The 13,176-nt window shown below is 49.0% G+C and carries 10 protein-coding genes; 2 read left to right on the forward strand and 8 right to left on the reverse strand.

Going from position 1 to position 13,176, the window contains the following annotated elements:
• Positions 1-61 precede the first annotated feature (61 nt).
• Together CWE22_RS00970 and CWE22_RS00975 are read right to left on the reverse strand one after the other, a co-directional pair.
• A complete protein-coding gene (locus CWE22_RS00970) occupies positions 62-1,408 on the reverse strand; it encodes a patatin-like phospholipase family protein (protein ID WP_169929537.1) in 1,347 nt (448 codons plus the stop codon).
• A gap of 20 nt (positions 1,409-1,428) precedes the next feature.
• Complete coding sequence (locus CWE22_RS00975; RefSeq protein WP_169929538.1) at positions 1,429-1,827, reverse strand: thiol-disulfide oxidoreductase DCC family protein; 399 nt, start codon at positions 1,825-1,827, stop codon at positions 1,429-1,431.
• Between the two features lie 143 nt (positions 1,828-1,970).
• On the opposite strand from CWE22_RS00975, the gene CWE22_RS00980 reads away from it, so the two are divergent.
• A complete protein-coding gene (locus CWE22_RS00980) occupies positions 1,971-2,480 on the forward strand; it encodes a SixA phosphatase family protein (protein WP_244595920.1) in 510 nt (169 codons plus the stop codon).
• Here the strand turns inward: CWE22_RS00980 and alkB are convergent, their stop codons facing one another.
• Positions 2,481-3,092 (reverse strand): DNA oxidative demethylase AlkB, encoded by a 612-nt coding sequence (alkB, locus tag CWE22_RS00985; protein ID WP_169929539.1) that lies wholly within the window; start codon positions 3,090-3,092, stop codon positions 2,481-2,483.
• A gap of 96 nt (positions 3,093-3,188) precedes the next feature.
• Here alkB and CWE22_RS00990 point away from each other — a divergent pair, with 96 nt between their 5' ends.
• Complete coding sequence (locus tag CWE22_RS00990) at positions 3,189-3,605, forward strand: VOC family protein (RefSeq protein ID WP_169929540.1); 417 nt, start codon at positions 3,189-3,191, stop codon at positions 3,603-3,605.
• On the opposite strand, the gene CWE22_RS00995 is transcribed toward CWE22_RS00990, so the two are convergent.
• From CWE22_RS00995 to CWE22_RS01015, 5 genes are all read right to left on the reverse strand, one after another.
• Positions 3,602-6,532 carry a ligand-binding sensor domain-containing diguanylate cyclase gene (locus tag CWE22_RS00995; RefSeq protein WP_169929541.1) on the reverse strand — a complete coding sequence of 977 codons (2,931 nt, stop codon included), beginning with the start codon at positions 6,530-6,532 and terminating at the stop codon, positions 3,602-3,604. The two genes, CWE22_RS00990 and CWE22_RS00995, sit on opposite strands and share 4 nt — an antisense overlap.
• The gene (locus CWE22_RS01000; RefSeq protein WP_169929542.1) at positions 6,529-8,046 is read right to left on the reverse strand and encodes a putative bifunctional diguanylate cyclase/phosphodiesterase; all 1,518 of its coding nucleotides are present in this window, start codon (positions 8,044-8,046) and stop codon (positions 6,529-6,531) included. Before CWE22_RS01000 ends, CWE22_RS00995 begins: the two co-directional genes overlap by 4 nt.
• Positions 8,047-8,124: 78 nt before the next feature.
• Complete coding sequence (fghA, locus tag CWE22_RS01005) at positions 8,125-8,964, reverse strand: S-formylglutathione hydrolase (RefSeq protein WP_169929543.1); 840 nt, start codon at positions 8,962-8,964, stop codon at positions 8,125-8,127.
• Positions 8,954-10,078: an S-(hydroxymethyl)glutathione dehydrogenase/class III alcohol dehydrogenase gene (locus CWE22_RS01010; RefSeq protein ID WP_169929544.1), complete on the reverse strand. Its 1,125-nt coding sequence runs from the start codon at positions 10,076-10,078 to the stop codon at positions 8,954-8,956. The genes fghA and CWE22_RS01010 overlap by 11 nt, the downstream gene beginning before the upstream one ends.
• A gap of 152 nt (positions 10,079-10,230) precedes the next feature.
• Positions 10,231-13,020, reverse strand: coding sequence for a M16 family metallopeptidase (locus CWE22_RS01015; protein WP_169929545.1), 2,790 nt, complete (start codon positions 13,018-13,020; stop codon positions 10,231-10,233).
• Between the last annotated feature and the right edge of the window lie 156 nt (positions 13,021-13,176).

Raw genomic sequence — 13,176 nt, forward strand, 5'->3', positions numbered from 1 at the left:
AGCACCTAGATTAGCGTACAAGTGATATCTAGATGAATCTGTTAGTCAATGGTCGAATCGGTTAGAAATCCGCCATTAAACGTTGAAATTCAGGATGGTCTTTGACCAATTGCTCGCCAGCTTGAATCAGCGCGTCTGCTTGATCCTGAGAGAGGGACAAACTGGTGGGTATTTGATTGAGAAACATGCGTTGTCGCTCCTGCTGGATACCCTCAAAACTGACTTCTATCAGAAAGGGGTCGACTGGCTTCCACCAACTACCGAGTTCGTCCGACCAGCGCTCCATACTATCTCGAATAAGGCTAAGGGTTGCTGCGTTATAACGGTGCAACTGCGTATCGGTTACAGCATTGATGGTATCTTCGATTTCAGGAATTTCATTAGTCGATTCGATGTTGTAACGAGGTTTAGCCGAAGCATTCACAGAAATGATCACCAAGCGTTCGGACGGACGGGTGCCAATACGCTCCATAAACCCTTGAATACCACCGGCAAGCTCAACCATTTCATAAAATGCCATCAAGCCGAGATTGTCGGTAATACCTCCATCCACTAAATGAATGTACTCACGTTCATCTTTATTTTGATAGCTGCGCAGTGATTGCAATGTATCGAGCAGGTGCGGCGATAATGACTCCAACCTTTTATCGTCGAGATTACGGAGATAGTTCTGTGCAGGATTGATGCAACCTTTGTGATTCTTCAATACCACGGGATTCAGCATAATGGGTACCGCCGAACTGGCAGTCACCGCGCGAGCTATTGGATAGCTCGAAATATCTGAACATAGTAAATCGAAGTACTCTTGAATAAAGGAGAACCTGATGCCACCGCCCAGGTCGGTCGCATTGAGGAGAATCAACGGAGCGTCCCGGCGTTGTAGGTCGGCAAAAGTCGCTCCGCGAAATAATTGATTCTCGTACAATTGCGTCGCAATATCGGTTCTACCTTGTGACGAAAACCAAAGAAGTGGGCTGGCTAGGCCGTAGATCCACTCGGTCACATAGTCTTTGCGCAGAAAATCATCTTCGAATCGTTCAAATAACTGATCGCCATACAAACCATAATAAGCTGCGGTAAAACTGCCCCCGGAGACTGAGGTGATCAGATCAACCTGGTCCAATAATCGTTCCGATTTGCCATCGATCTCTACGTTCGTGTCACGAAGCGCTTTCATGACGCCATAGGACAATGCTGCAGCGCGACTGCCGCCACCAGAAAAAGCAACGACCAGCGTAATCCGATCAGAACGCGTGTCATTGGCTTGGTAGTGTTCTAGCGAGTAGCCTTGCTGATTCTCGGATACCACACTGGACTCGTTTTCAATCGAGCCATAGGTCGTGCAGCCAGTCAGAAGACTAGCAACAAGAGTACAGAGGGTGAGTTGTAGGATTGATTTTGTGCTCATGCTTGCAGCATGGCATAACTTTAATCAATTCGGCAACGATCACAACGCTCATTACCGGTCAAAACACGGGAAATTGTGTTGCGGTGACGAGCAAACCAAAGGTAAATGCGGTCGGTTACGAGTCTGATAATTGGCCAGCGCAGCGGGGCCGTTAACCAACCACGACCGACTAGGGTCCACGCTTTATGAGTGACATCTAAACCATAAATCACAGTTCCATCAGGCAACTGGCCATGCAGTATTCGGTCAGCTTGCAACGGATCGATTTGCGGAAACCGAGTCGGGAAATCATCAGCAAGGATATCTTCAATTTGAATACGATGGCTTGGGTCACGCTTGCGTAACTGTCGCATTTCGTGCAGACAAAGTGGGCAGCCACCGTCATAGAATATAATCAAGTCAGGGTGTTGCAGAGTCATCACCTTTCAGAAATTTGAAACTTAAACCTTATACGTAGCTGTGTCACTTCTGGTTTTTATTTATAAGTCTTTCTGAAAGATGGATACTAACGGTAGTCTAAAGACGAACGATGAGCATCTTCCTCATCACGGAGAGAACAGCTATGAAGCGATTCTTTATGCTAATGTTTGCTGTATTTATGGTGGGGTTAATAAGTTCTCAAGCCCGCGGAACAGTGGAGTCAGATGCCATGCAAATTCAGGTTATCTATGTTTTTCGTCATGCAGAAAAGGCCGATACTGCCGATAATCCATCGTTAAACGAGCAAGGCCAATTGCGCGCCCAACAACTTGCCCGGGCACTGCAGCATGCAGACATCCAATCCATTTTCAGCACCCGCTATGCACGCACACAACAAACGGCTGCGCCACTCGCTACAGCGCTGGGTCTTGCTGTTGAAACTTATCAAGCGGGTGATGCCGATGCGATTATTGCCACGGTTAAAAAATTAAGACATCCGACACTGATCATTGGGCATAGTAATACTGTGCCCAACATTGTGCGTGCAGCAGGTGGCGAAGCTCCTGATTTGACGGAAAAGGACTACGGGGATTTGTTCCAAGTGATCATGACTGAGCAGGGCGTGATAACGAATCGGTTCGTCATTGACTGATTATCGAGCTCGTCGCAGGGTGATGTTGATGCGTTGCTGACCACACAGTGGATGAGTACCTTTGGCTAGCTTTTTGACGCCATGAAATCGAAGTCGGTCTGCGCCACCCCATACCAACACATCACCATGTTCCAGTAGATGTTGTTCCGGCTTATCGCGGCGTTGCAAACCACCCCATAAAAAGATGACGGGTAAACCCAACGAGATCGAGACAATAGGCTGAGTGAAATCAGCTTCGTCCCGATCTTGATGTAATCCCATTGCCGTGCCGGGTTGATATTGGTTGATCAACGCGACATCCGGTCGAAAATCTGGATAGCCAGCTGCAGCTGCAGCTTGCTCTGCAAGTACATGAAAGACGTTTGGAAGTGTGGGCCATGGACGACCGCTGAGTGGGTCCTTTGTTTCATAACGATAGCCTTTCCGATCAGAAACCCAGCCATAGTCGCCGGAATTGGTCATTGCGGCGGACATGGTCTTGCCGCCCGGTGTTTGCAACTGGCGCGGCGGTGCATCCGCGAATACCGTCTCTACTGCGTGCATCAGTTCTTTTTCGTAGCGCCGCGCGAGGCCTTTCCAATGCAATGTATCTGCACTCCACCGTTGCATCATTTCATGTGCCGGCGTATGTTTTGAAAGCTGATTTTGAAACAACTCAGATTGTGACACTTGTTACCTACTTTTTGACCAAATAGAACGGAACAAACCATGAAACCATCGATAAGTTATATAACGCTCGGAGTCGATGATTTGGATCGAGCTGTGGCATTCTATCGCGATGTACTCGGATTTCCGACCGACGGCATTGTGGGTAGCGAGTATGAATCTGGGGCGGTTGCGTTTTTTCCAATGCAATCCGGACTCACGTTGGCGTTGTGGCCACGGACAAGCCTTGCACACGATTGTGATATCGAAGTAAAACCACGCGATGAGAGCGCTCTCATGTTGGCGCACAACGTGTCTAGCCGTGAGCAAGTCGACCATTTAATTGCCGAACTTCGCTACGCGGGTGCTGCCATCAAAAAGCCACCCCGCGAGCTGTTTTGGGGCGGCTATGGAGCGATCTTTCAAGACCCTGACGGACACTTGTGGGAGATTGTCTACAACCCACACACAGCGAACTAAAAATTAGCTGCCTTTTCAACCCGGTTACGCCCATTTGCTTTGGCATTGTAAAGCGCTTGGTCAGCACGACGTACAAAGTTTGCCTGTGACTCGTCACGTGTATGGATAGCGAAGCCAATACTAATAGTGACTTGTAATTGTGGCGCCAGATCACTGAAATCGGCCTTTTCAACTGCGTGTCGAATACGCTCACTAATCAATGCGGCGGCATCAGCGTTTGGTCCGCTCAATAATACCGCGAACTCTTCGCCACCCCAGCGAGCGATTAAGTCGCTGTCGCGAGAGGTTGATCGTAATACTTCGGCAATCCGCTGTAATACCTTATCACCAGTCGTGTGAAGGTATTGATCGTTGATGCGTTTAAAGTGATCGACATCAAGAATCAATAATGCCATTGGCTGATGTTGAATATATTGCTGTTCTACAGCGTTTTCTAACGTCAAATCAAATGCTCGTCGGTTCGCCAAGTGGGTCAGGGTGTCTTGATTCACTAAGCGTTCTAGAGAGCGTGTTTGTGCTTTAACTAATTGGCTCAGACGGGCGCGTGATCGCGCCAGTGCGCGCAACCGCAGATTTACCAGCAGCGCAATCAGCGTCATGCCAATAATGCCGATAATGGCCCAAATAAACGGACGTTGCCAAATACTGGGTATTTGGGTGAATGAAAATGAAGCAGCTTCGCTCCATTCACCATCTGGATAGGCTGCGCGCACCTCAAACAGATAGTCTCCTGGAGCTAACTCCGTATACTCGGTGTAGCGCCCATTATCATGAGTAATCCAATCAGGGTCGAAATGACGCAGACGGGTCTGATAGCGGATCCCCTCATTGTGCTGAAAACCAAGTGCAGCGTATTCAAATCGTAAACGTAGGGTATCCGCGGTCAAATAACTACCGTCTGGCAAAATTCGGTCATCGGCCTGTACTTTCGTGATAACCACCGGCGGTGGGGGCGGGTAGAGCGAAGTCCGCTGTTTAGGATTAAAATGCCCGACCCCGCGTGCAGTTGCGACCCAAATCGAGCCGTTGTTTGCTTGCAACATACTCGGGCCACCAGTGTTCACTTGCGCGCTTCTTAAACCGTGAGACTCATGATAAAGACGTGCGTTGACTTGTGAACTCTTGTCTGCGAATACCGCTTCAACTTCGTCGCGAGGCACAAATGCAACGCCTCTGCCAGTACCTAACCAAAGGTCACCGCGACCATCAATGATCAGGTCAAAGACCTTATCGAAGGGCAATCCATGTTGCCGACTGAGCTGATGCCACGACTCTGCTGATTTGGACCAGGCCACCAAGCCTCGGTCAGTAGCGAACCATACGTAGTTGGAATCTTCGCGTATTTGGAATACGAATTCACTGTTGCTGGTGGCACTGATATCGATAAATTGAACCAACGATTGGTGACTCTCATCACGACGTTGAAATTCAGAGATACCGCGCATACTGCCGACCCAGATGGTTCCGGATTGGTCTTCATGTACCGCATACACCACTTGATCAGGGAGACCGTGTTGCGCCCCAAAATATTGTGGATCGCTTAAAGTACCATCGTCATTTCGAACCGCAACCAGCAAGCCAATGGCTGTGGTTGCAAATAAATGGCCATCTTGAGTGAGTAGGATATCTCTCACATCATTGCCGCGGAAACCGTTACTCTCGTTGTAATGCGCAATAACTTGTTCATTCTCGATGACAAAAATGCCATTCGTGAACGTACCTATATAGACCCGTTGTTGGTCATCAACAGCCAAGCTTAAGATAGATTCAGTGCTGACTGGGGTAGTGGCAGCGAAGGGAGTGATACGCTCATTTTGAATCAGTGCAATACCGCCCAGTCCAGCAACTAAAACCCGCTGTGAATCGTAGGCTGCGAGAGCGCGAGTGAATTGGAAGCCTAATCCATCTTGTTGCGTATGAGAATGTGCAAGTGCACTGCGAAATTGCACTAAACCGCCGTGAGTACCCAGCCATAGACTGTTTTCGCGGTCAGTAAAAATATCGATAATGTGGTTGTTGGGAAGCCCCGTATCGGTATTGGTGAATTGCAGGGGCTCTCCATCAATATTGGCTTGACGCAATTCCGTTATACCATGTTCATGCGTGCCGACCCACAACCGTCCCTGCGTGTCAAAATGAAGCTCAGTTATCGTACTTGGAAAGCTGACCGGTAGCACTTCAAACTGGCTGTCATTGAGATCGCGGCGATAGATTTTCCGGTCGATAGCCGCCCACAGGTTACCCAAGCTGTCCTCTTCAATGGAAAAGCTAATCCCGGTGGGTAGATTGGCGGGCGTCTCAAAACGTTGTTCATAAGGGTTAAACACCGCAATTCCACGATTCGTACCCACCCAAAGGTTGTCGCGAGAATCTATGCTCAAATGCAGCACCATAGTGCTGGGCAGTCCCTGCTCAATAGAAAAGTGGTCGCGCGTACCATCAGGTCGCTCGAGCACTACCCCCTCATCCACAGTGCCATACCAAGTCTGCCCATTAGAGTCGTATAGCACCACGTCGACTCGATTGGATATCCGCGGTTTGACTTGCCACTGTCGTCCATCGAAGTGACTGACACCGCCTCGACCGCCGGTCGCCACAACCTTATTCGTAACTGGGTGGCTAGTAACGAAGAGTGTACTGACATCAGGAATACCGCTTTCAGCACCGTAGACTTCAAAACTACGACCGTCGAAGCGTACTGGACCTTCCCATGTGGCTAGCCAGAGAAATCCCTGTGCATCTTGGTGGATATGATTAATGGTATTGTGGGGTAGGCCATCGTGAGTATTCCAGATGCGTGATGCATCCGTGCTCAACGGCCGTATCAAATGAGTATCGGCGTGAACTGTGAGCGACAGCAAACCGATTGATATGATCGACACTACTGCGGAGACGGTGCGCATTGAGAACGAAAGCCTCTTCATCATGTTTGTAACTTACTAGAACGAAGATTTCTCAGAAAAGTAGCAAGTTGCATGATTCCCATAGGTTTAGCGTACAAATAGCCCTGAAGTTCATGACACCCCTCATGAATCAAGAAACTGGCTTGTGCCGAGGTTTCAACGCCTTCAGCAACGACGCGCATATGCAGTGCTTTAGCCATCGCGAGTATTGTGCGGACGAGTTTAGCGTCGTTCATATTAGTGGCGATGTCGCGGACAAAGGACTGGTCAATTTTAAGCTCTTGTATGGGCAACTGGCGGAGGGTGCTCAAGGATGAATATCCAGTACCGAAATCATCCAGAGATACTTGCACGCCGCGCTCCCGCAGGCTTTGCAATACGCGGCGAACGCTATCGAGATTGAGCAATGCTGCCGTTTCTGTGAGCTCTAATTGAACGATAGACCAATCTCCAGGTAGTTGACTTAAATTTCGAGCAAAGCGTTCGCGACTACGCTCACCGATAAAATCTGCAGCCGAGACATTAAATGAAACTCGCGTCACGTCGTGATAGAGCAAACCATGGTCATTGAGCTCGCCTATGGCTTGCCGCATGACGAAATCGGTAATTTCCGTGATAAGACCATTTTGCTCGGCTATTTGGATGAATTGATCGGGTGAAATGAACCCTTGCTGCGGATGCTGCCAGCGGACAAGCACTTCAACACCGGTTACTGTATGTTTGCTGGCGTCAAATTGTGGTTGATAGACAACGGATAACTGATCGTTTGCCAGAGCCGCTTTTAGGTCTAAGAGTAAACGTGAACGTTGGTTAGCAAATTCGCCGTATGTGGATTTATAGGTACGCTGTTGGTTCGGACCGGCGGATTTTGCTTCATCAAGCGCCAGTGTTGCGGCGTCGATCAAAGGTTGTATGGTCTTGCCATCACGCGGGAATAAGGAAATTCCGACACAGGTGGTCAGACTCAGATTTGGTCGTTCTTTGACTTCTATCGCTCGAATGCGTTGTTGCAGTTGCTCCACTGCAGGGATGACAGTGTCAGGCCACAGTGCCGAGGGGAGGGCTACACCAAATTCGTCGCCATCAAATCGTCCTATAATACAATGCTGAGTAAAGGTTTCGCGAAGTACATTGGCGACGTCTTGAAGATATTCATCGCCGGCTTTTAGTCCAACGTTATTATTGATTTGCTTAAAACCATCGAGGTTTAGCAAGATCAAAGCAAGCGGTTGATCATGTTCTTCGGCAAATTGAAGCTCAGCTTCGAGTTCGCGGCGGAACATATGTCGGTTCAGAAGTTGGGTAAGACTATCACGCTCACTGAGGCTGCGTTCTCTTATCAGAGCCAAATGGACTAAAAAAAACAGCAGTATGCCGGTTACGCCAACGTAGGCCCACCCTTTAAAAGTCTGTAACTCAGTCAATAACGCGGAATCTGCTGCAATGGCATAGAGCGCTTGGTCAGAAAAGCGGATCCAGACGACCCCCATTACGACATAAATACACGCCACCAACGCTGCAGCCTTACGTGGCGACATACTGTTTCCCCACTGCTACGTTTTAAATACACTTTAAACCTAGCAGAGGGGAGGCGTTTTAACCAATTTTATTGACGGTTAATCAACGAGGTATTGTGCGTGGAAACGCAAATGGTCGGTTATAAAACTAGCGATGAAATAATAACTATGATCGTAGCCAGCTTGGAGTCTCAATGTTGCGTCAATTTGACTGGATTCACAGGCAACTTTCAGTGCATCAAAACCCAATTGCTCGGGCAGAAATTGGTCAGCGTCGCCTTGATCGACAAATAGCGGAGGGCAAGGCTTACCGGCTTGGATCATCTCAACGGAGTCATAGTCGCGCCACGCTTTGGGGTCCGATCCGAGGTAGCCAGTAAACGCCTTCCGACCCCAGGGACAAGAACTTGGATGGGCAATTGGCGCAAATGCAGAAACACTCCGGTACAAGCCGGGGTTTCGCAATGCTAATGCTATAGCGCCATGCCCCCCCATTGAATGCCCAGCAATACTTCGGAGGCTGTTCACCGGCAGCTCTGCCTCTACCAAGTGTCGCAGCTCGTCGACGACGTAGCTATCCATTTGATAGTGTTTGGCAAACGGTTCTTGAGTGGCATTCACATAGAACCCAGCCCCAAGTCCAAAGTCATAGGCACCATCTTCCGCATCGGGGACATCATCACCACGAGGGCTGGTATCTGGAATGATCAATGCCAACCCTAATTCAGCGGCGGTGCGTTGTGCTCCCGCCTTGCTACTGAAGTTCTCATCGGTACAGGTAAGCCCAGAGAGCCAATAGAGAGCCGGAACTCGGCTCTGTTCAGCTTGAGGTGGTAAAAAGACAGAAAACTGCATGGTGCAGTTGAGCACCTTGGAGCTGTGCTCAAATCGTAATTGTTGACCACCAAAGCACTGCACACTGCTGAGTTTATTTAGCATAGTGAATCACCGAACGAATCGATTTACCTTCATGCATAAGATCAAAGGCTTTATTGATATCTTCTAGCCCCATGGTATGCGTAATGAACGTACTCAGTTCAAATTCGCCATTGAGGTAGCGTTGCACATAGTCTGGTAGTTGCGTACGGCCTTTAACGCCGCCAAAAGCACTGCCACGCCAAACACGACCGGTAACGAGTTGAAATGGGCGCGTCGAAATTTCTTGGCCCGCTCCGGCCACGCCGATGATGACCGATTCGCCCCAGCCTTTATGGCAGCTTTCGAGTGCTGACCGCATGACTTTCACGTTGCCGATACACTCAAATGAATAATCGACACCACCGTCAGTCAACTCCACAATAACGTCCTGAATGGGTTTATCGTAATCATTTGGGTTAATGCAATCGGTCGCGCCAAGTTTGCGCGCAATATCAAATTTCGACTCGTTAATATCAATAGCAATAATGCGACTCGCTTTTGCCATCACCGCTCCGATAATCACGCTCAGGCCGATACCGCCAAGTCCGAATACGGCCACGGTATCACCTTCTTGCACCTTGGCTGTGTTGCGAACGGCTCCCATACCGGTGGTAACGCCACAACCCAACAAGCACACTTCTTCCAATGGCGCATCTTTACTGATTTTGGCGAGCGCGATTTCCGGAACGACCGTGTGTTCGGCAAAGGTCGATGTGCCCATGTAGTGATAAATGGGCTGTCCATTTTTCGAAAAACGCGTCGTACCGTCAGGCATCAAGCCTTTGCCTTGCGTTGAACGAATCGCTTGGCACAGGTTGGTTTTACCTGAGGTACAGAATTTACATTCGCCACATTCTGGAGTGTAGAGGGGAATGACATGGTCGCCGACCTCAACCGAGGTGACGCCTTCGCCAACCGCCTCGACAATACCGCCACCTTCATGACCCAAAATAGCTGGGAAAATGCCTTCAGGATCATCGCCCGAAAGTGTGTAGGCGTCAGTGTGGCAGACACCGGTGGCTACGATTCGAACCAGAACTTCGCCTTTCTGCGGCGGCATCAAATCGACTTCTTCAATTTTCAGCGGCTCGCCAGCGGCCCAGGCAACTGCAGCACGTGTTTTAATCATTTCCATGGGTGTGTCCTTGTTTAGAATTCAAGTAATGCTCAAGAGTAACAAATCACAGTACGCATGCCATACGACATAAGTTTAGTGTACTTGTGAATGGGATAAAAAAAGCCGCTCAAATGAGCGGCTCAAAAATCCCATGCAGAATATGGGAGAGATTAAAGGACGTTACCGTCTGCGTCGAGCTTCGTAACTTCCCCGAGGTTCAGTTCACGAACTTTCTCCTCGATTTGGCTCAGGTCACCAACAATGACCCAAGTCAGCGCATTCGGAGTCAGCACGTCTTGAGCGGTGGCTTGAATAGTATCCAATTCCATCGCGTTGACGCGTTGTCCAAATGACTCTAACCATGCCATGTCTTTCTCTTTCTCGAGCATATCAACGACAGCACCTAACAAAGCGCCTTTGGTTTCATAAGCACCCGGTAAGCGCGCTGTTTTGTTGGATTTAACCTTTTCCAACTCCTCAGCTGTTGCTGGTTCATCACCAATGTAACCGTTGAATTCTTTCAAGATTTCTTGGATGGATTCAGCAGTTTTGTCGGTTTGAACCGGTGCCAACGCCAACAATAGGCCTTGCGCTTCAGCATCAAACCACACTGAACGTGCACCGTATGACCAACCTTTGTCTTCACGCAGGTTCATGTTCAGACGGCTGGTGAAACTACCGCCGATGATGGTATTCATCACATCCACAACCTCAGCATTGTCGGCCTTACCTGAAGGGGCAAACTGACCTGCAATGATGGTTGATTGTGGGGTTCCCGGTTGATCAATCAAGAAGACCCGTGGTTGCGTTGGTGCGGTAACACCAGCAAACACTTTCTCTGGCGCAGCGCTTGCCGGAGCTTCCCATGACGCCAAGTATTTTTCTAACAATGGCTTCAGTTCAGCTTCGGTAGTATCGCCTACAACCACTAAACGAGCGATATCTGGACGCAACCATGTATCACGGTAGTTCACCAGATCAGCACGCTCGAGCGAGTTGATTGAAGCTTCGGTACCTGAACCAGTAAATGGTGCATTGTACGGGTGATCTTCAGGGAACATGATACTCGGCAGAATGCGAAATGCTTGCGATTGCGGTGATGCTTTTTCTTTCTTAATGGTTTCTAACCAGATACCACGCTTACGTTCGATCTCTTCTTGATCAAATGCGGCGTTCTGAATCAGGTCGGCCATGATATCCAAGCTCTGGTCTAGGTTCGTGGTTAACGAGTCCATACGGATGTTAGACGTATCTAGACTTGCTGAAGTAAACAAGTTGGTGCCAATGGTTTCGAGTTCGCGGCTCAACTCGAGTGCAGGACGTGATGGTGTGCCTTCACGCAGCATACTCATAGCAAAGCTCGCGGTACCAATTTTGGCATCGACGTCTGAGGCATAACCACTGTCAAATACTAGGTTCATTTGAACTGTGGGTACGTCGCTGCGTGTTGCTAAATGTACTTCGAGCCCGTTGGATAGCGTGAAGCTTGAGAGCTCAGGTAAATCAAGTGTCGGCAAATCACCCACTGGAGGCACGCCAGAACGGTCGGCTTGCGCTTCAATAGTGGTGTAACGCGGTTGTGGATTTACATCCAACACAAATGCGCCATCAGATAACCAACGCTCTGCCGCTTGACGAATTTTCTCAGGGGTTGCACCTTTCAATATCGCCATCGTTTTTTCATAGTAACCTGGGTCATTGTGATAGACCTGACCTGCGGCTAACACGTCTGATTTACCGCCAAAGCCACCGATACGCTCGACTCCACGAACGAAGCCAGCAACGCTGGAGAAACGCACGCGGTTCAGTTCTTCTTGGGTTGGACCTTCAGCAATTAAACGCGCCATCTCTTCGTCAATAATGGCTTCGATGTCACGTAAATCGACACCCGGCTTGGCATCTGCAATGACAAAGAATTGGCCGGCGAGTTGACGGGCATATTGGAAACCTGACACTGAGCTAGCAATCTGCTCGTCATACACTAAACGCTGATACAAACGTGAGTTTTTGCCACCAGCAAGAATATCGGTTAAAAGGCTTAAGTATTCGCCATCCTCAGTACCCATCTCAGCGGTATTCCACAGTTTATAGATACGTGGAACAGGGACATTGTCTTCCATTGAAGCGCGTTTTTCGCCATCGCGCTTAGCAATCCAGCTCTTCATTTTCTGTAATGGCTTACCAGCATCGATATGACCGAAGAAGTGGTTCATTTTTTCTTTAGCAGTTTCGACATCGATATCACCGGCTAATACTACAACCGCATTGGCGGTGCCGTAGTAGTCGTTAAACCACTGATGCACGTCATCAAGCGATGCCGCATTCAAATCTTCCATCGAGCCGATAACCGACCACGAATAGGGGTGTCCTTCAGGGAATGTTTGCTCTGCTAGGAAACCGAAGACGCGACCATAAGGCTGTGATTCGCCCTGGCGCTTCTCGTTTTGTACGACGCCACGTTGCTCATCAAGCTTTTCTTGGGTGACGGCGCCAAGCAGGTGACCCATACGGTCTGATTCCATCCACAGTGCCATATCTAGCGCTGGGGTTGGAACGTTTTGGAAGTAGTTGGTCCGGTCGCTATTGGTGGTACCGTTTTGATCGGTTGCTCCAGCGCGTTCAAACGGGCCAAAGTACTCGTCATCGTAGTTTTCAGTACCATTAAACATTAAGTGTTCGAATAAGTGGGCGAATCCGGTTTGACCTTCGCTTTCATCTTTTGAGCCAACGCCATACCAAACGTTGACAGCCACGATAGGCGCTTTACGGTCAGTATGTACAACTACCGTCAAGCCGTTATCGAGTTTGAATGTTTCGTATGGAATGGATACGTCTGGAAGGTTTTGCTGTACGGTTTGTTGTTGTGCCGCTGCTGCTTTGGAGGTGTTAGCAGTGGCCTGGCATCCACCGAGTAGAACAGTGGCAACGGCTACGGCCGTTAACGTTTTAGCAAATCGCATTATGTGTTTCCTATTGCTCTGAATAAAACTTGGGAGATTAACTCGTCGATAATAGACAACTTGACTTCGTTTTGTAATGTGTCGAGCCAATCGAATATGTAACAAGATTGGTCAAACCGTTACAACGCTTCCAATTCCAAAGCGGATCAAGGATAA

The sequence above is a fragment of the Pseudidiomarina aestuarii genome (genome assembly GCF_003987355.1).
Taxonomy (GTDB): Bacteria; Pseudomonadota; Gammaproteobacteria; order Enterobacterales; family Alteromonadaceae; genus Pseudidiomarina; species Pseudidiomarina aestuarii.